Raw genomic sequence first — 17834 nt, 5'->3', positions numbered from 1 at the left:
TTCCGGAGCGATGCTGCGGCGCTCCGCGCCGCAGGGTTCAGGATCGGATTCCCTCCCCGCCCGAAGGCGGGGATTCCCTCCGAAGAGAGGGATGGAACTCATGATGCCGCTGCACGGACAGGGCCCCGAAGGCTGGGGCCTCAACCCATGCTCCGGAAGCCGCGTCCGCCAAATCCGGGGAGACATCCGGCAGACAAAGACGATCCGCAGACAGGCGAGGAACCGGACTGGTGGACAGGCGCCATCACGTCGGCTTACGGGCACCTCGTAGACGATCTCGCACAGCGCAGCAGGCACGATGATGTCGGCCGTCTCAACGGGCCGCCCCTCGTCGCTGTAGTACGTCCGCCGGATGTGCGTCACGAGGGAGCCCTTCTGGATCCCGAGGATTGACGCCTCCTCTGCGGACGCCTGCACCGGCTCGGGCTGCTCCACAGCATGGCTGACGGTGATACCGATCGCAGCCATACGGTTCACGACCCCCACACCGGCATGCGGCCCGCCCTCGGGAAGGACAACGAGAGTTCCACCGGTGAGGTCGTACGGCTCCCAGCTGGTCTCCGACCGCACCGCCGAGAGGTGATCACCAAGCCCACAACCCGCCAGGCCAACACGCCCGGACCTCAATCGCACAACCTCGTTAGGATTTCCCGAAGCATGCAGACCGACAGATGGGGTGGGCGATGGCAGGTCGGGTCACAGCGGTGAGCAGCAACGGGTCGTACTCGTTCAGCAAGCCCAATCGCGAGTCCGTCACGCTGCTTGCCGGCCTTGGCGTCGAAGGGGACGTCCACGCGGGGGAGACGATCCGCCATCAGTTCCGCATGACCTACGAGCCGGACCTGCCCAACCTGCGTCAGGTACACCTGATGCACGAGGAACTCTTCGACGAGCTCGCCCTCAAGGGCTTTGCCGTCTCTGCGGGCCAGCTCGGCGAAAACATCACCACCCGAGGTGTTGACCTGCTCGGCCTTCCTACCGGCACCCTGCTACACCTTGGCGAGCAGGCGGTGGTGGAGGTGACGGGGCTGCGCAACCCGTGCGCGAAGATCAACGACTTCCGGCAGGGCCTGCTCGGAGAGGTCTTCGTCCTCGATCCCGTCTCGGGGGACTTCACTTTCAAGTCCGGCATCATGGCCGTGGTCCGCCACGGCGGCCCCGTCCGCCCGTACGACCCCATCGAGGTCGAGCTCCCGCCGGCCCCGCACCGTCCCCTGGAGCGCGTTTAAAAGCCGTGGAGCTGACCGGCCCCAGCCACCACGTATCCCTCTCTCTGGCGTCAGGCGGCTGATCGAGCCGCGCAACCTGTACCGCTCGTTCACTCGCGTGGCCAAGAGCGCCGGGCTCCGCGTGATCCGGCTGCACGATGCCCGGCACGGCTGCGCGACCCTGCTGACCGCCGCCGGCGTCGCTCCCCGCGTCGTGATGGAGATCCTCGGGCTCAGTCAGATCGCGGTCACGATGAACATCTACGCCCACGTCGTCCAGGACACGCAGCGCGAGGCGGTGAGCCACCTCGACCGCATGCTGAAGCGGCAGCGTCCCGGCCGTGAGTGACCGCGCCCGTTGATGTCAGAAGTGGATGTCAAAGGCCCCCAACCATGATCGGTTGGGGGCCTTCGCACTGGTGGGCGCGGACGGTTTCGAACCGCCGACATCTGCTTTGTAAGAGCAGCGCTCTACCCCTGAGCTACGCACCCGCGGATGAAGCAACAGCGTACATGGAGTACGGCCCACGGTCACAAACGGTTGCCCGGACGGCAGTGAACAAGGGTGGCGCGGCCGGGGCGGTCGCGGCGTCGTCCGGGGGGTATCCCCACCCCTCATCCGGTAGCCGTCCGGATTCTGCCGGGTGGGCCGACGTACGTACGGTGAGGCCCCGACCGTCGGGAACGCTGTCGTACGACCTGGGGGAAAGATCATCATGGCACTCCGTACCCGCACTCTCCTCGCGTCCGGTGGGGCTCTGCTTCTCGGTCTTGCCCTCACCGGCTGCGGCAGTACGGATCCGGGCGACGCGCCCGCCGAGCACAAGTCGTTCGCACTCAGTGGGAAGACGCTGACCATCTACTCCGGGCACACGTCCTTGGAGCTCGTACCGGCCGATGTGCGGAAGGTCGAGGTGACCCGTCGTGTCGACGGATGGGTGGTTCTCGGGAACGGGCCCGATCCCAAGTGGAAGATGCAGGACGACACGCTCACGCTCCAGGTGAAGTGCAGCGCGGTGATCAGCGACTGTGCCTCGCAGCACCGGGTGAGGGTGCCGCGCGGGGTGGCGGTGACGGTCAAGGGGGACAACGGGAAGGTCGTCGCGTCCGGCTTCGACACTCCCCTTACGCTCCATGCCGACAACGGCCGGATGACCGTCCGGGACTCCAGCGGGCCGCTCAAGCTGGAGAGCGACAACGGTGGCATCGTCGCCGAAGGGATCTCGGCCAAGTCCGTATCGGCGCGGTCCGACAACGGCAGGATCCGGCTGGGGTTCGCCTCCGTGCCGGATCGCGTGGACACCGCGAGCGACAACGGAGGGATCACCATCGATCTGCCGGGCGGCTCCGTGAAGTATGCGGTGGACGCCGTCGCCGACAACGGACGCGTCTCGGTGGACGCGCCGCGCAGCGACGACAGCAGCCACATGGTGAAGGCCCGGAGCGACAACGGCCAAGTCACGGTCCGAAGCGTGAACTAACCGGCCCGTGTGTTCGTCCTTACCTGGTGGGAGAATGTACCGGGCAGGGCGAAACGGCACGGGAGAGGGATGTGACGGCGACACACGCGCAGCCGCAGGCGAGAGCGGGTGGGAGTTCCGCCGTCAGGGGTGTCAGGGGCATCGGGGACGTCGTCGTGCTGATGCTGCTGCCGGTGCCGCTGCTCGCCGCCGCGTTGCCGGCCGCGTTCGCCGGTGGCGGTACGAGGCGCTGGTTCGGCGGGCGCGGGGAGAGTCAGCGCGCCGAGGCGCAGGCCGCGAAGGACGCCGCCGCTGCCGCCTTCTACGAGCTGGACACGGCCCAGCGCGATCTGCGGATCTCGATCGAGACGATCACCGCGGTGGACAGCTCGCCCGGTGCGCGCAAGGCCGTGGATGACTTCGCTGCTCTCGGGCGGCGGATCGACGAGGCCAGTCATACGTACATCACCGCAGTCGACGCGCACGACCTGGACCGGGACGACCTGGAGCCTGCGGTCGCGACCCGTGCCAGGACCGAGCTGAGCGCGGCCAAGGACGAACTGGTACGGGTCAAGGGCGAGCTGGACCGGTTCGCGCAGGGCCTCGGGCCGCTGCTGGGCAACGCGGAGACACAGCTCGCCCGGCTCGCGCCCGCCGTGGAGAGGGCCCGGCAGGCGCTCCTCGGTGCGAGCAATGCTCTCGATGCGGTGCGGGCGTCCGGGCTGCGGGCGGACGACCTCGCCGCGCGGCTGGCGGCCCTCGCTCCCGAGCTGACCAAGCTCAACCAGGGCGCCGGCCGGCACGGCGTTCCGGAGACCCTGCAGCGTGCCGATCGGGTGCTGCGCGACGCCGAGGCGGTACGGGCCGAGGCGGTCCGGTTGCCCGAGCGGGCCGCCGAGATCGACCACCGGCTGGTGTCGCTGCGTACCCGCGCCCAGGCATTGACGACCCGGGCGGGCTCCGTGGAGCCGGTGCTGAGCGAGCTGCGGCGGCGTTTCTCGGCCGCGTGCTGGCAGGATCTCCAGCCCGTGCCCGAGCAGGCGGCAACCAACGTACGGCAGGCCGAGGAAAAGCTGAAGGAAGCCGCCGAGGCGCGGGACGAACAGCGGTGGGCCGATGCGACCTCCCGGCTGAGCACGGTGCGCGCCCTGCTGAACGCCACGGACGAAGCGGTGTCCGCGGCCGGCGACCGGCTGCACCGGCTGAACGACGTGGCCAAGGACCCGCAGCAGGAGATCCAGCGGACCCGGTTCGCGATCCGGGACGCCCAGCGCCTGGCCATGGCCGGGCGCCACACGCCCGAACCGCGTCATGCCCGGCCGCTGGACGATGCCGTGGCCCGGCTGGAGCGCGCCGTCGCCGGTCTGGAGGGACGCCACCCCGACTACTGGCACTTTCTGACCGAGACCGAAGCGGTACGGCAGACAATTGCGCGGGTGGTCTCCGAGATCCGTGAGGAGCGCGGGGCCGGCGGGTGATGTGCGGGGGACGGCGAAGGCCCTTCTGATGTGCGGCAGCATTCCCGTGGGCGGATCCTGGTAGTGGGCCCGAAGGAGGCCGACATGGCCACCCACGCAGTGCATGCCACCGGACGACAGACCCGCCGCCGTAGTGCCACCCAGCTCGACAAGCACCTGCCTGTCGATCATCGGCTCAACCGCGTCTACCGGGTCGGTGCGGGGCTGATGGGGCTGGTGCTGCTCGCCTTCGGAATCCTGGGGCTGATCGACAAGATCGGTTTCTTCAACACCGGCGGAGCCACCGTCGCGGGCCTCAATACAAACGGTGCCCTCAGCGTCCTGTCCGTCTGCGTCGGCCTGCTCCTTTTCATCGGGATGGTGATCGGCGGCAACTTCGCCTCGACGCTCAACATGATTCTGGGCATCGCTTTCATCCTCAGCGGCTTCGTCAATCTCGCGCTGCTCGAGACCGACTACAACTTCCTCGCCTTCCACATCCAGAACGTACTGTTCAGCTTTGTGGTCGGTCTGATGCTGATGGTCTTCGGGATGTACGGGCGGGTCAGCGGCGGCCTTCCTCACGACAACCCGTACTGGCGGGCGCGCCACCCCGAGGAGGCCGAGCAGGAGATGCGGGTGGGCCGGAAGGCGACGACGACGCCGATGCCGGTGGTCCGCCGCCCGTAACCCGTACCGTCTCCGTACCGCCCGTAACTCGTACCGCCCGTAATCCTTGCTTCGTCTCCGTGCTGCCCGTGGCCCCTCGTGGCTGTCTCCCTTGGGGCGGCGCCGGATAGCCTGGGGCCATGCCTCGTTACGAGTACCGCTGCCGCTCCTGCGGAGATACGTTCGAACTCAGCCGTCCGATGGCTCAGTCCTCGGACCCGGCTTCCTGCCCCGCCGGGCACGCCGACACCGTGAAGCTTCTCTCCACCGTGGCCGTGGGCGGCTCGTCGGCCAAGTCCGCGCCCGCCGCCCCGTCGGCCGGCGGCGGGGGCGGCTGCTGCGGTGGGGGTTGCTGCGGCTGAGAGCGGGCAACAGGAGTCGCGAGCTGCGGCTCCTACCGCTTACGGGAGAGCGTCAGCCCGTCCGACACGGTGAGCAGCACGCTGTCCATCCGCGGATCGGCGGCCACATGGTCGTTGAATTCCTTGATCGCCGCCGCTCCGCCGGTCGCCTGCGGATCGGTCACCCCGCCGTGGAAAAGCACATTGTCCGTGACGACGAGACCGCCTTGCCGCATCCGGGGCACCAGTTCCTCCCAGTACGGGATGTAGTTGCCCTTGTCCGCGTCCAGATAGGCGAGGTCGATGTGCGGCTCGGTCGGCATCGCCCGCAGCGTGTCGAGCGCGGGGGCGATACGGAGTTCGATCCGGTCGGCGACGCCCGCCTTCTCCCACGCCTCGCGGCCGTAGGCGGTCCACTCCTCCGAGATGTCGCAGGCGACCAGCCGCCCGTCGTCGGGCAGCGCCTGTGCCATCGACAGGGCGGAGAAGCCGGTGAACGTCCCGACCTCCACGACGTGCCGGGCGCCGGTCAGCCGGACGAGGAAGGCAAGCAGCGGCGCCTGTTCCTCGGCGGACTGCATGCCGGCGTGCTCGGGCAGGCGTGCGTACGTGGTCTCGACGAGCTCGCGCTGCACCGCGTCGAGCGGTGGGTTGTGCGCCAGCATGTATGCGTACAGCTCGTCCGTGATCTTGGTTTCGTTGCCCTTGGCCATTGCATGCTCCTCGTTGGTCCCACCGGGCCCGCGCCGTCCCCGTCCCCATGTGCCGGTCGGGCTTGAGCCGACCGGCGCACGGGGCGGCGTCAGAGCGCCTGTCCCGGCCCCGAGGCCCGGAGGAAGTGCCGCAGGATCTTTTCGCCCGCGGCCACACCGTACTCGGCCGTCACGTCGACGTGCGGGGCGTTCCAGCCGGTGTCGGCGAGTTCGCCGTGGGCTGGACGCCAGGCGCGGTCGGCGGCGAGGAGCAGGTCGGCGTCGAGGAGGCTGTCACCGGCGGTGAGCGTGAGCGTGGCGCCGGTGCGTCGGGCGACCTCGTTCATGGCGGCGCTCTTGGTGAGCGGGCCCGGCACGGCGTAGATCTTGCGGCCCTGGAGGGAGATCGTCCAGCCGCGGGTCTCCGCCCACTCCCCCAGTTCCTTGACCCAGCCCTCGGGCAGCAGCGCGCGTTCGACGACGAGGTAGGCGAAGAGGTCCTCGGCGACCCGTTCCTTGAGCAGCCAGGCGGGGTCGGCCGCCGCCAGGAGATGGGCGCGGACCTCGGCGAGCGAGGCGCATTCGTCGGCGAGCCTGCGGGACACCTGCGTCTGCCAGTCGGGGTCGGATTCGCCGTCGACGAGAAGGTGTCCCCCGTTGGCGCAGATCGCGAACCGCGGTGCGGGACCGGGGAGATGGATGCGCCCGTACTGCTCGCGGGTACGTGTGGTCGTCGGGACGAAGACCGTGGTGCGGGCGAGTTCCTCGAGCAGCGTCGCGGCCGTCTCGGTCAGATAGGAGAGCGGCTTGTGGTCGTACACCTCTACGCAGAGCAGCCGGGGGGCCTCGGCGTCCGGCATGGGGAGCTGCAGCGCTGCCGCCGAGTAGATCAGGGTGCGGTCGAGATCGCTGGCGACCAGCGTCACGGGGGCGGTCGCGATGGCCGGGGTGGTCACGGGGGCCGGGGTGGTCACTTCGACTCCACCGCCCTGCCGTCCGCGCCCGTCGCACCCCTGGTGTACTTCGGGTGGATCAACCCTACGCAGGTGTACGGGAGTTCATCGACCTCCACGACCGGTACGCCCCGCTGCTCGGCCAGCAGACGGATGTGCTCGAGGTCTGCTCCTGCGCCGCGCTTGGCGAGGATCTTCCACGGGACGCGGCGCAGCAGTACGCGGGTCGTCTCGCCGACGCCCGGCTTGACCAGGTTCACATCGTGGATGCCGTACTCCTCGCTGATGCGTTCCACCGCGGCCCAGCCCTCCCAGGTGGGCGCGCGGTCGGCCGCGAGCAGCTCCTTGACCTCGGCGTCCACGGCATCGACGACGTCGTCGAAGTGGGCGGCGACGGTGTCGAGGAAGTGGCCGGACACATCGGTGTCCGCAAGTTCCCGGTAGAACTTCGCGCCGTGGAAATCGTCGGGGCCGACCAGGTCGGAGCGGAGAACGGTACGCGAAATCAGCCCGGACACGGTGGAGTTGAGGCAGGCGGAAGGAATGAGGAAGTCCTCGCGGGTGCCATAGGTGCGGACGCAGCCGCCCGGGTCGGCCAGAACGGCGATCTCGGGGTTGAATCCGTCGAACTCGGCGAGCGCCGCGGACAGTTCACGGGTGATCGCTCCCTTGCCCGTCCAGCCGTCGACGAAGACGACATCCGCCGGATCGTGGTGGGTGGCCAGCCAGCGCAGGGCGTTGGCGTCGATGCCGCGGCCCCGCACGATGGAGACGGCGTAGTGCGGCAGATCGAGCCCGTACCGGTGCCGGGCCCAGCGGCGCATGAGCACGCCGACGGGGGTGCCGGCCCTGGCGAGCGAGACAAGTACGGGGCGGGCGGAGGGGGTCCCCCCACGCTTTCGGCTGTGGGGGAGCTCGGCGAGGACCGTCTCGGTGACGGTGCCGACGGCGCGGGCGACGCGGGCGGCCGACAGGTCCAGCGCCGCCTTGAACAGGCTCTGGTACTGGGCGGACGGCTGGTACTCGACGGGGAGCGACTCGGCGTAGTGCGCGCCCCCGCTCTGTATCGCCTCCTCGCGCTCCTCTGTGGGCGCCTCCAGTTCGGTGTCCGAGAGGTCCTGGAGCAGCCAGCCGACTTCGTCCGGCGCGTAGGAGGAGAAGGCAGGGCCGCGGAGGGGCTCGGGCAGCATGGGTTCCTGCCGTTCGGAGACGTACGAGGGGAGGCCCGACGGGACGTACGAGGGGACGACCGCGAGCAGGACGTGGTCGGTGTGCGCGGCGATCTGCGCCAACAGGCCGTCGGGGGCGTGGAGTTCGGGGGTGTCGGCGGTGGAGTCGACGGTCACGACCACGGCGTCGAAACCGGCGCCCGCAACGTTGTACGCGTACCGGTCACCGGGCCCGTCGGCCGGGTTGTCGTGGGCCGGGAAGACCAGCCGGCTGCGTATCGCATAGCCGGGATCGTCCACGGCGAGGACGGGGGAACGCGTGGTCGTCGAGTAGCGCACCTCGGCGTCGGTGTGGTCCTCCAGGGCCGCTCCCAGGCGGAGGGGGGCGTACATCAGCTCCTCGAAGCCGAGGATCAGTACGCGGCGGGCGTCGCCCAGTGACGCGGCGATGCGTGCGGCCATGGCCGGGAGGGCCGGTTCGAGGGCGGCCCGGTGGGCGGGGGTGAAGCCGTGCCGTCCGCCGTCGGGCACACCGGCGGGCCACTGGAGGTCCACCCGGGTGCACGGTCGGCGCCCCGGCTCGACGGCCGCTTCCGTGGCGGCGGAGACGGCCCCCTCATGCGCAGCGACCAGCGCCTGGCCCTTCTCCAGGACGCCCTCCGGGAGGATGACCGTGCCCGAGTTCCTCGCCACCAGGTCGACGCGCGCGCCGATCTCCGTGGCGAACTCGGTCAGCCGTCCCTGGTCGGCCGGCGACCGCATGTCCACCAGGGCGACGATGACGTACCGGCTCCGCGGGTATCGCTCGTGCAGCGCGCGGATGGTGTTGAGCGCGGTGTTGCCCGTGGAGAATTCGTCGTCCACCAGCACCAACGGCGAGCCGGAAGGGGTGCCGGCCGGAGCCGCACAGCCACCCTGCCGGGCGTCCGTCGGGGCGCACTCGCCCGCCAGCAGGTTCGGGTCCTCCGGAAGCAGCAGATGCGAGGTGGCGTGCGAGTGCGACTCCTCGAAGCCGCCCGCCCGCTCCACGCCCTCGACGGGGCGGCGCGTCGAATGGAGGTACGGCACCACGCCGAGCCCGTCGGCAACCGCGTGGCCGAGAGCGGTGGCCGTTTCCGCGTAACCGAGCACGACCGCCCGGCGCGCTTCGGCGTCACCGAGGAGTTCGTGCACCCGGCGGCCGAGCTCGAATCCGGCGCCGTACACCACGGAAGGTTTCTGTGGCACGTGCTTGCCGAGCACGTTCGACACGAGCAGATGGGCCCGCTTGGGGTTGCGGCGCAGGGCGATGCCCAGCAGTTCCCTCAGCTCCCTGTCGCCGTCGGGTTTCCCGTCGCCGACGAGCTGGACGCCCAGTCGCTCCGCCACCCAGCTGCCCGACCACACCACGTTCGCCGTCTCTTTCCTTGCCGCGCGCTCGCTCATCGAGACACACTCGTTCCACGAGGCCCGCGCATTCCGCGAGGCCCGCTCATTCCGTGAGGCCGGCTCATTCCGTGAGGCCGGCGGCCAGCAGCTCCACAAAGCCGACGTCTTCCCTCGCCACGCCGAAGACCTCGGCCCGCTGCAGGGTCCGCTCGGCCCAGGCGCGGTGCGGCTTCACTTCATTCATCTTGTTCGTGTACGCGGAGCGCATGACGCCACCGCCATCGCTTTCCGGCCGCAGGATGTCCTGTGCGTCACTGAACTCCTCGTGACTGACCACGGACAGTGCGTGCACGGGCGCGACGTGCGACGGATGGATGCAGGTCTTGCCGAGCAGACCGTTGGTCCGGTCGAGCTCGATCTCGCGCAGCAGGCCGTCCAGGTCGTGCTCGATCAGCGCCGTGCGCAGTTCCTCGGCCCGGCCCTCCAGGAAGGGGCTGCGGCGCAGCTGCGGTTTGAACATGCGCTCCTGGAGCCGGAAGTACTCCCACACCGGTCCGGTGATCGTGAAGCCCGTGCCGTCCGCCCGGCCCAGCACATTGACCACGTCGGCTATGACGGCGCCGACGATCTGTACGTCGTACGCCGTCATGTCGGGCGCCCTGCGGAGCCCGTAGGCCGAGCAGAAGTCGGTGACGCCGAGCCGCAGTGCGAGCACCCGCTCGCGGTACTTGTTGACGGTGCGGGCGATTCCCTGGAGTGTTTCCCTGCGGGTCTCCAGATGCAGCAGCTCGGGCGATTCGAGAACGGGCATCGCGAACAGGCGCTGCCCACACGCCTTTTCGGCACCGGTGAGCGCTTCCATGAAAGGCACGCCACGCTCTTCGGTGAACTTCGGAAGCACAAAACCGGACAACAATCGGACGGTAGGGCCGAGCCGGCTCACCAGGCTCGCCATCTGACCCGGTTCCCGGACCCGGATGAAGAGCAGGGGAACCTCAAAGCCGCGCGCATCGAGCTCGGCGAACTGTCTGACCAGGTTCTCCTCAGCGGCGGCCACCTCGGAGTCATCGATCGAATCCTCCAGGCACAGCACCATCGAGACGACGCCGCGCCCGGCCTGCTTGATGACATCGTCGGCAAGCTTCGACCTCGTGGCAGGGCTGTACAGGGTCGCTCCCAGGGCAGCCGAAAGCATGCGGGCCGGCGAGTCCGCACCGAATTCGCACGGCTCCTGGAAGAACAGACCCTGTCTCGCAGCGGGCGCAATATGCCCGAAATGACGCACTTGATTCCCCGAACTGCCTGATCGGCCGGACGACGTATGGCCGGTAATAGTACGTACGGACGGGTGTCAAGAGTTCCCTACGTGCATGAATTCCGGGTAACTCGTCCATTTCCCGACGGGGCCACCTACCGCGGACGACGTGATTCCGACGCGCTGCCGAGACATCCGGTGCGACCCCCACGTTGTCCGCACAGGCAGCCAGCAGGCAGGATGACGGGCATGACGCACGCGATGGTGAAGGGCTCGAACGTCCCTCTGGACGCCATGGCCGTACGGGCGGTGCTGCGCTGGACCCCGGGCGCCGGGGTTCCGGATGTGGACGCCTCGGCACTGCTGCTCGGAGCCGGTGGCCGCGTGCGCTCCGACGAGGACTTCGTCTTCTACAACCAGCCCCGCCACCCCTCCGGCCTGGTGCGACGGCTACCGAAGCGCAGTGTCCCCGAGGGGCTCACGGACAGCATCGAGGCCGACCTCAACGCGCTCGACCCCTCGGTCGACCAGGTGGTCGTCGCCGCGTCCTCCGACGGAGCCGCATTCGCCCAGGTGCGCGATCTGCGCATCCTGCTGTACGACGCGGCCTCGGCGGGCGGGGACCCGCTCGCCGTCTTCGATGTGCGGCCGGAGACCGGCGAGGAGACGGCGATCATCTGCGGCGAGCTCTACCGGCGCGGCGATGGCTGGAAATTCCGGGCCGTGGGACAGGGCTATCCGACCGGTCTGATCGGCCTGGCGACCGCCTTCGGCATCTCGGTCGACGAGGCGGAGGCCGCGGCGGAGCCCGACCCGGCCCCCTCGCCGGTAACGGTTCCCTCGCCCGTGACGGGGCCCTCCCCCGCGGCGGCGCCCGCCTTCCCGCCGCCCGTGCCCGCATTCCCACCCGCGCCGGCCCCCGGCCCCGACTTGCAGGCCACGCACCAGCAGCCCACCCACGGCTACCCGCAGCCCGCAGTGGCACAGCCGGTTCCGCAGCCCGTTCCCCAGCCGGCGTACGGGTATCCGCAGCCGGACGCCGCCCAGCCCGCCTACGGCTATCCGCAGCCTGCCGCGGCTGCGGCGCCCGCCCCCGACCCGAATTTCGTGCTGCCACCGCAGGGGCCGCAGTTCGTACGGTCCTGACGCGGCCCTGGGACGACCGTCGGACGCGGCCTCGGGGCGGCCCTGAGGGGACCCTGCACCGCCCGCGGCCCGTCCGGCGTCAGCTCAGGTCCGGGACTTGTAGCCCCGTCCCCACTGCATGCCCCAGCCGTACAGCCGGTCCAGCTCCGACTGGAATCCGTACACGAACTTCACCTCGCGCCGCACGATCAGCTCGTCCTTGATGTTCTCCAGCGTGAACACGGCGCAGGAGCGGGCCTGCGGGGCCCGCTCGTCGAGTTCGATCTCGATCCGCGGGCCGTTGCCCGGGTAGAGCGTCACCTTGGCGTGTGTACGGTCGAAGGCCGGCGTCTGGTCGTAGATGTAGACGAAGAACAGCAGCCGCTTGATCTGGTCGCGCTGGTCGAGATTGACGTAGACGGTCTCGCCCGACGGCGCCCCGAAGCGGTCGTCCCCGCTGAGCCGGATGTACGGCGGCACGTTCAGGTCGCCGATGAGGTTGCCCAGCGGCTGGACCACGCCCTTGGTGCCGTCCTTCAGCTCGTACATGCAGCCCAGGTCCAGGTCGACATTGACCATGCCCTGGGTGTGTGCCTGGACCACATCGGGCCGGAAGAGCTTCATGGGGCGCAGCAGCCGGCCGCTCTGCCGCGACCTGCCCTCGATGTCGGACGTACGCATCCGCCAGGAGAGGTTGACCCTCAGATTGCCGGTCAGCGCACCCTGCTTGGTCAGCGAGACCGTGGCGTGCCGCTTGGAGAGCACGATGGAGCTGGTCGACGCGGTGCCCGATTCGAACTGCGCCTCCCGCCTCGGCCACAGGCTGTCCCAGAACGCCATCCCCAACCCCCACACGTATCGGTAGTGCACCGGCCCCGCACACATCACTGCGGGGCGGCCGCCGGGCCGGATCCGGGTGTTCCCGGAGACCGTCGCCGTACGGACCGCCCCGCTGAGAGCGTTCCTCAATCCCTACCCGGTCACACCCCGGACGGGACTTCTGCCTTGGAACTCTCGTCGTCGCCCCGGCTTGCGGCCTCCAGCGCCTTGTTGCGCCGGACCGAGGACCAGAAGGACCAGCCGATCAGCACGACGCCGACGCCACCGGTGATGAGCTCGTTGATCTGGTGCTGGATGGTGACGAGGAGGATGACGGCCAGTGCGCCGATGGCGTAGTGGGCGCCGTGCTCCAGGTAGACGTAGTCGTCGAGGGTGCCCTGACGGACCAGGTAGACCGTGAGCGACCGGACGTACATGGCGCCGATACCGAGGCCGAGGGCCATCAGCACGATCTCGTTGGTGATGGCGAAGGCGCCGATGACACCGTCGAACGAGAAGGACGCGTCGAGCACTTCCAGGTAGAGGAACATGAAGAACGCGGCCTTGCCGGAGAGCGCGATCGCGGAGATCTTCTTGCCGCTCTTCCTGGCCTCCTCCTCGGCCTCGTGCTCCCGCTCCTCCTCTTCCTCCAGCTTGTTCTCGAAGAAGCCGGAGAGACCACCGACGATCAGGTACGTGATCAGACCTGCGACTCCGGCGAGCAGGACGGTCTCCGCCTTGTCCGCGTGGCCGCCGCCGTGCTGGTGCGCGTTCGTCGCGAAGGTCATGGCCGTGATCAGCAGCACGATCAGCGCGATGCAGACCGAGAGCATGTCGACCTTGCCGAGCTTGGCGAGCGGGCGCTCGATCCAGCGCAACCACTGGATGTCACGGTCCTCGAAAATGAAGTCGAGGAAGATCATCAGCAGGAACATTCCACCGAACGCGGCAATCGCCGGGTGGGCGTCCGTGACCAGTTCCTGGTAGCGCTCGGGCTGGTTGAACGAAAGATCGACCGCTTCGATCGGGCCGATCTTGGCGGTGATGGCCACGATCACGACGGGGAACACCAGCCGCATACCGAAGACCGCGATGAGCACACCGATTGTGAGGAAGATCTTCTGCCAGAAGGCATTCATCTTCTTCAGGATTCCGGCGTTGACCACCGCGTTGTCGAAGGACAGCGAGATCTCCAGGACGGAAAGAATCGCAACCACTCCGAAGGCTTCCCACCCCCCGTAGATCAGAGCTGCGACCAGGCCGAGCGCGGTAATCGCGAACGACCAGCCGAAGGTTTTCAGAAGCACTGGCTACCCCATCGTGTTATGTAACGGGTCTCCCCCGGGTGTGTACGGGGCTCCCCCGCGCCGTGCGCGGCTTTACGAAACGTTGACCCCGAAGTCTAGGGCGATACCGCGCAGTCCCGACGCGTACCCCTGTCCCACGGCACGGAACTTCCACTCGCTGTTGTACCGGTAGAGCTCGCCGAAGATCATCGCGGTTTCCGTCGACGCATCCTCGCTGAGGTCGTAGCGCGCGAGTTCCTGACCGTCCGCCTGGTTCACCACGCGGATGAACGCATTGCTGACCTGGCCGAAGGTCTGCCCTCGATTGTCCGCCTCATGGATCGATACCGGGAAAACGATCTTGTCGCAGTTCGCCGGCACCTGTGTGAGATTCACGATGACCGACTCGTCGTCGCCCTCGCCCTCACCCGTGAGGTTGTCACCGGTGTGCTCCACGGAGCCATCGGGGCTCGTGAGGTTGTTGTAGAACACGAACCATTCGTCGCCGAGCACCCGGCCCGACTGGCACAGCAGCGCGCTGGCGTCGAGGTCGAAGTCGGCGCCCGTGGTGGATCGTGCGTCCCAGCCGAGCCCGACCAGCACCTGGGTGAGGTTGGGTGCGGCCTTGGAGAGGGAGACATTGCCTCCCTTGGCGAGCGTGACGCCCATGGTGTGTCCTCCCCGAGTCGATGAACCGTCCGTTGAGCCGTTGAGCTGTTGAGCCGTTCAGCAGCCGGAGCTTGAAACGTTGAACGAGCTGTTGAGCACGTCCGGCGCCGCACGGGTGCGGCGCCGGACGGGGTACATGCTGGCGTGGCCCGCGCCGCGCCTCGGCGGCTCGCCCCGGTCGCACCTTCCTCAGAGCCTGTCCGGTGACCTCTGATCAGGCGGACGAAGGTCGCCCGACAGGCTCTCAGACGTTGACGCCGAAGTCCTGCGCGATGCCGCGCAGCCCCGAGGCGTAACCCTGACCGATGGCGCGGAACTTCCACTCCGCCCCGTTGCGGTACAGCTCGCCGAAGACCATGGCGGTCTCCGTCGAGGCGTCCTCGCTCAGGTCGTAGCGCGCCAGCTCGGTGTTGTCGGCCTGGTTGACCACGCGGATGTACGCGTTGCGCACCTGGCCGAAGCTCTGCTGACGGGTCTCGGCCTCGTAGATCGAGACCGGGAAGACGATCTTGTCGACATCGGCCGGAACGCCGGCCAGGTTCACGTTGATGACCTCGTCGTCGCCCTCGCCCTCACCGGTGAGGTTGTCACCGGTGTGCTCGACGGAGCCGTCGGGGCTCTTGAGGTTGTTGAAGAAGACGAAGTTGCCGTCACTGCCGACCTTGCCCTCGGCATTCGTCAGCAGGGCGCTGGCGTCGAGGTCGAAGTCACCACCGGTGGTGGTACGAGCATCCCAGCCCAGACCGACGATGACCGCGGTCAGGTTGGGCGCGGCCTTGGTCAGCGAGACGTTGCCGCCCTTGCTGAGGCTGACTCCCACGAGTCCTCCCATTGGTTTCCTTGGGGGCCGGCTGGCGCCGGCGCCTCCACGTTGCGTTGGCATCCGAATCAACGATCGGATCCTAGTGACCGGTTCCCGACCAAAGCAGGCTTTTGGCCGGGACGGCCGCAGATCCGCCCGTCCCGGATCAGAGCGCGTCGAGCGCCTTGATGTAATCGTTGAGGTCGCGCGCGTCGGGCAGACCGTTGACAACGGTCCAGCGCACCACGCCCTCCTTGTCGATGATGAAGGTGCCGCGCACCGCGCAGCCCTTCTCCTCGTCGAAGACGCCGTATGCCCGCGAGGTCTCGCCGTGCGGCCAGAAGTCCGAGACCAGCGGGTACTCGAGACCTTCCTGCTCGGCGAAGACGCGCAGGGTGTGGATGGAGTCGTTGGAGACGGCGAGCAGTTGCGTGTCGTCGTTCTCGAACTTCGGCAGCTCGTCGCGGAGCGCGCAGAGCTCACCCGTGCAGACGCCGGTGAAGGCGAACGGGTAGAACAGCAGCACGACATTCTTCCCGCCGCGGAAGTCGGAGAGCCTCACGGTCCGGCCGTGGTTGTCCTTCAGCTCGAAATCCGGGGCCTGGGTGCCGACCTCGATCGCCATGAAACGCGTCCCTTCGCTACGTTCACCGGGCTGGGCTGTCCGGGTGGCTCCCAGCCTACGCAGAGCCCGCAGCAGGCCACGCAGCGCCCGCAGGGGGCACCCTGCGGCCCGGCCGCACGAAGAAGACCCCCGGCGGCTTTGCCGTCGGGGGTCTCCTGGTGGGTGCGTGGCGAATGCGGTTCAGCGCTTGGCTTTGGCCGCCTTCGGTGTGACCAGACGGCTGCCCGTCCAGTCCTTGCCCGCATTGATGCTCTTGGTCTGGGAGAGACCGGCCGTCTGTGCAGCCTCGTTGATGTCGCTCGGTTCGACGTATCCCTCACGGCCGGTCTTCGGCGTCATCAGCCAGACCGCACCGCCGTCCTCGATCAGGCCAATGGCATCCACCAGCGCGTCCGTAAGGTCGCCGTCCTCGTCGCGGAACCACAGCAGCACGACGTCTGCGACGTCGTCGTAGTCCTCATCGACGAGATCCTGGCCGGTAGTGGCCTCAATGCCCTCACGGAGCTCCTGCTCGACGTCGTCGTCGTAGCCGATCTCCTGGACCACCTGTCCGGGCTCGAACCCCAGGCGTGCTGCCGGGTTGGTCCGCTCCTCCGCGTGGTCCGCGGTCGCGCTCACGGGTTGCCTCCTGATCATGTTTCGGAAAATGCTTCACCCACGCGCGTGCGCGGGGCGTTGGCCGTAGTCCACACGGGAGCGGCGGATCGCGCAAGTACCCAGCGTGCGAGACCGCCTAAACGGTGACGTTCCCTGCCACGTCGCCGTACTGCCGGCAGGTCCCCTACGGGGGCCGACGCTACCGTCACACCCTTTACGTCCTTGCACAGCTTATGCCGTTTCGGTCTGCCATTCGGAGTCGAAGCATCCTTTGGGAACGCTTGGACGGGTTGGGCGTATGGTTGCGGTTTGGACCAGCCCATCCCCGCGCTACGGAAGCGATGTCTCGCAACACGGCGGTTACCCCTCGGTAGAGATGACGTTTGCGCCTCTGCGGTACACGATGGTGGTGGCGTACATGCATACATCCCGGGGGCATGTTCTCCCGTAACCAGGCCCCGTAGAGCAGCACCTAATAGCGAAGGAACAGCGTGGCTTCCGGATCCGATCGCAACCCGATCATCATTGGCGGCCTGCCGAGCCAGGTCCCGGACTTCGATCCCGAAGAGACCCAGGAATGGCTCGACTCGCTCGACGCCGCGGTCGACGAGCGAGGCCGTGAGCGGGCCCGTTACCTGATGCTCCGGCTCATCGAGCGTGCGCGCGAGAAGCGCGTCGCCGTGCCGGAGATGCGCAGCACGGACTACGTGAACACGATCGCCACGAAGGACGAGCCGTTCTTCCCCGGCGACGAGGAGATCGAGCGCAAGGTCCTCAACGCGACCCGCTGGAACGCGGCCGTGATGGTGTCGCGCGCCCAGCGTCCGGGGATCGGCGTCGGCGGCCACATCGCCACCTTCGCGTCCTCGGCCTCGCTGTACGACGTCGGCTTCAACCACTTCTTCCGGGGCAAGGACGACGGTCTGGGCGGCGACCAGATCTTCTTCCAGGGGCACGCGTCGCCGGGCATCTACGCCCGCGCCTTCCTGCTCGACCGGCTGAGCGAGGCGCAGCTCGACGCCTTCCGCCAGGAGAAGTCGAAGGCTCCGAACGGCCTGTCCAGCTACCCGCACCCGCGGCTGATGCCGGACTTCTGGGAGTTCCCGACCGTCTCGATGGGCCTCGGCCCGCTCGGCGCGATCTACCAGGCCCGGATGAACCGCTACATGGAGGCGCGCGGCATCGCCGACACCTCCCAGTCGCACGTGTGGGCGTACCTGGGCGACGGCGAGATGGACGAGCCCGAGTCGCTCGGCCAGCTCTCCATCGCCGCTCGTGAGGGCCTGGACAACCTGACCTTCGTGGTCAACTGCAACCTGCAGCGCCTCGACGGTCCGGT

The 17834-nt window shown here is 68.4% G+C and carries 17 protein-coding genes, 1 tRNA gene and 2 pseudogenes; 8 read left to right on the top strand and 12 right to left on the bottom strand.

The features are described 5' to 3' along the window. Positions 1-249: 249 nt before the first annotated feature. Positions 250-570, bottom strand: a pseudogene (locus ABTZ94_RS28225) (UTRA domain-containing protein); the annotation flags it as partial. 113 nt (positions 571-683) lie between these two features. On the opposite strand from ABTZ94_RS28225, the gene ABTZ94_RS28220 reads away from it, so the two are divergent. Next, positions 684-1229, top strand: a complete 546-nt coding sequence (locus ABTZ94_RS28220) for an MOSC domain-containing protein (protein WP_351204725.1) — start codon at positions 684-686, stop codon at positions 1227-1229. 55 nt (positions 1230-1284) lie between these two features. Next, positions 1285-1557: pseudogene (locus ABTZ94_RS28215) on the top strand (tyrosine-type recombinase/integrase); the annotation flags it as partial. A 68-nt stretch (positions 1558-1625) separates the two neighbouring features. Here the strand turns inward: ABTZ94_RS28215 and ABTZ94_RS28210 are convergent. After that, positions 1626-1700: transfer RNA gene (locus ABTZ94_RS28210), tRNA-Val, on the bottom strand. 224 nt (positions 1701-1924) lie between these two features. Between ABTZ94_RS28210 and ABTZ94_RS28205 the strand changes: the two genes are divergently transcribed. The 4 genes from ABTZ94_RS28205 (at position 1925) to ABTZ94_RS28190 (ending at position 5156) form a co-directional block, all read left to right on the top strand. Beyond that, positions 1925-2689 (top strand): DUF4097 family beta strand repeat-containing protein, encoded by a 765-nt coding sequence (locus tag ABTZ94_RS28205; protein WP_351204723.1) that lies wholly within the window; start codon positions 1925-1927, stop codon positions 2687-2689. 71 nt (positions 2690-2760) lie between these two features. Beyond that, entirely contained in the window at positions 2761-4146 is a 1386-nt protein-coding gene (locus ABTZ94_RS28200) for a hypothetical protein (RefSeq protein ID WP_351204721.1), read from the top strand. 84 nt (positions 4147-4230) lie between these two features. Next, a complete protein-coding gene (locus ABTZ94_RS28195; RefSeq protein WP_351204719.1) occupies positions 4231-4815 on the top strand; it encodes a DUF4383 domain-containing protein in 585 nt (194 codons plus the stop codon). A 119-nt stretch (positions 4816-4934) separates the two neighbouring features. Then, positions 4935-5156, top strand: a complete 222-nt coding sequence (locus tag ABTZ94_RS28190; protein ID WP_351204717.1) for an FmdB family zinc ribbon protein — start codon at positions 4935-4937, stop codon at positions 5154-5156. A gap of 32 nt (positions 5157-5188) precedes the next feature. On the opposite strand, the gene ABTZ94_RS28185 is transcribed toward ABTZ94_RS28190, so the two are convergent. From ABTZ94_RS28185 to ABTZ94_RS28170, 4 genes are all read right to left on the bottom strand, one after another. Then, entirely contained in the window at positions 5189-5848 is a 660-nt protein-coding gene (locus ABTZ94_RS28185) for an O-methyltransferase (RefSeq protein ID WP_351204715.1), read from the bottom strand. Positions 5849-5937: 89 nt separating this feature from the next. Beyond that, positions 5938-6801 (bottom strand): HAD family hydrolase, encoded by an 864-nt coding sequence (locus ABTZ94_RS28180; RefSeq protein ID WP_502967320.1) that lies wholly within the window; start codon positions 6799-6801, stop codon positions 5938-5940. Next, the gene (locus ABTZ94_RS28175) at positions 6798-9374 is read right to left on the bottom strand and encodes a phosphoribosyltransferase (RefSeq protein ID WP_351204713.1); all 2577 of its coding nucleotides are present in this window, start codon (positions 9372-9374) and stop codon (positions 6798-6800) included. Before ABTZ94_RS28175 ends, ABTZ94_RS28180 begins: the two co-directional genes overlap by 4 nt. Before the next feature lie 64 nt (positions 9375-9438). After that, entirely contained in the window at positions 9439-10602 is a 1164-nt protein-coding gene (locus ABTZ94_RS28170; protein WP_351204711.1) for an HpcH/HpaI aldolase/citrate lyase family protein, read from the bottom strand. Between the two features lie 219 nt (positions 10603-10821). On the opposite strand from ABTZ94_RS28170, the gene ABTZ94_RS28165 reads away from it, so the two are divergent. Continuing rightward, positions 10822-11718, top strand: coding sequence for a TerD family protein (locus tag ABTZ94_RS28165; RefSeq protein ID WP_351204709.1), 897 nt, complete (start codon positions 10822-10824; stop codon positions 11716-11718). An 84-nt stretch (positions 11719-11802) separates the two neighbouring features. On the opposite strand, the gene ABTZ94_RS28160 is transcribed toward ABTZ94_RS28165, so the two are convergent. The 6 genes from ABTZ94_RS28160 to ABTZ94_RS28135 form a co-directional block, all read right to left on the bottom strand. Beyond that, positions 11803-12537: a TerD family protein gene (locus ABTZ94_RS28160; RefSeq protein ID WP_351204729.1), complete on the bottom strand. Its 735-nt coding sequence runs from the start codon at positions 12535-12537 to the stop codon at positions 11803-11805. 140 nt (positions 12538-12677) lie between these two features. Then, positions 12678-13823: a DUF475 domain-containing protein gene (locus ABTZ94_RS28155; protein ID WP_351204707.1), complete on the bottom strand. Its 1146-nt coding sequence runs from the start codon at positions 13821-13823 to the stop codon at positions 12678-12680. A gap of 72 nt (positions 13824-13895) precedes the next feature. After that, positions 13896-14471, bottom strand: a complete 576-nt coding sequence (locus ABTZ94_RS28150; RefSeq protein ID WP_351204705.1) for a TerD family protein — start codon at positions 14469-14471, stop codon at positions 13896-13898. Between the two features lie 244 nt (positions 14472-14715). Further along, positions 14716-15291, bottom strand: a complete 576-nt coding sequence (locus ABTZ94_RS28145; RefSeq protein ID WP_351204727.1) for a TerD family protein — start codon at positions 15289-15291, stop codon at positions 14716-14718. 148 nt (positions 15292-15439) lie between these two features. Further along, on the bottom strand, positions 15440-15898 hold the full coding sequence (locus ABTZ94_RS28140) for a peroxiredoxin (RefSeq protein ID WP_351204703.1): 459 nt from the start codon (positions 15896-15898) through the stop codon (positions 15440-15442). A gap of 180 nt (positions 15899-16078) precedes the next feature. Next, complete coding sequence (locus tag ABTZ94_RS28135; protein WP_351204701.1) at positions 16079-16516, bottom strand: DUF3052 domain-containing protein; 438 nt, start codon at positions 16514-16516, stop codon at positions 16079-16081. 470 nt (positions 16517-16986) lie between these two features. Here ABTZ94_RS28135 and ABTZ94_RS28130 point away from each other — a divergent pair. After that, the coding region (locus ABTZ94_RS28130) for a pyruvate dehydrogenase E1 component-related protein (RefSeq protein ID WP_502967319.1) at positions 16987-17834 on the top strand (848 nt) is incomplete at its 3' end.

It is taken from the genome of Streptomyces sp. NPDC002785, assembly GCF_040295565.1.
Taxonomy (GTDB): Bacteria; Actinomycetota; Actinomycetes; order Streptomycetales; family Streptomycetaceae; genus Streptomyces.
The sequence above is the reverse complement of the archived record's forward strand: the minus strand, read 5'-3'. Positions and strand labels throughout refer to the sequence as shown.

Coding starts and splice junctions, on each gene's coding strand:
- ABTZ94_RS28220 (WP_351204725.1), top strand. CDS start 684: ATGGCAGGTCGGGTCACAGCGGTGAGCAGCAACGGGTCGTACTCGTTC.
- ABTZ94_RS28205 (WP_351204723.1), top strand. CDS start 1,925: ATGGCACTCCGTACCCGCACTCTCCTCGCGTCCGGTGGGGCTCTGCTT.
- ABTZ94_RS28195 (WP_351204719.1), top strand. CDS start 4,231: ATGGCCACCCACGCAGTGCATGCCACCGGACGACAGACCCGCCGCCGT.
- ABTZ94_RS28190 (WP_351204717.1), top strand. CDS start 4,935: ATGCCTCGTTACGAGTACCGCTGCCGCTCCTGCGGAGATACGTTCGAA.
- ABTZ94_RS28185 (WP_351204715.1), bottom strand. CDS start 5,848: ATGGCCAAGGGCAACGAAACCAAGATCACGGACGAGCTGTACGCATAC.
- ABTZ94_RS28175 (WP_351204713.1), bottom strand. CDS start 9,374: ATGAGCGAGCGCGCGGCAAGGAAAGAGACGGCGAACGTGGTGTGGTCG.
- ABTZ94_RS28165 (WP_351204709.1), top strand. CDS start 10,822: ATGACGCACGCGATGGTGAAGGGCTCGAACGTCCCTCTGGACGCCATG.
- ABTZ94_RS28160 (WP_351204729.1), bottom strand. CDS start 12,537: ATGGCGTTCTGGGACAGCCTGTGGCCGAGGCGGGAGGCGCAGTTCGAA.
- ABTZ94_RS28150 (WP_351204705.1), bottom strand. CDS start 14,471: ATGGGCGTCACGCTCGCCAAGGGAGGCAATGTCTCCCTCTCCAAGGCC.
- ABTZ94_RS28140 (WP_351204703.1), bottom strand. CDS start 15,898: ATGGCGATCGAGGTCGGCACCCAGGCCCCGGATTTCGAGCTGAAGGAC.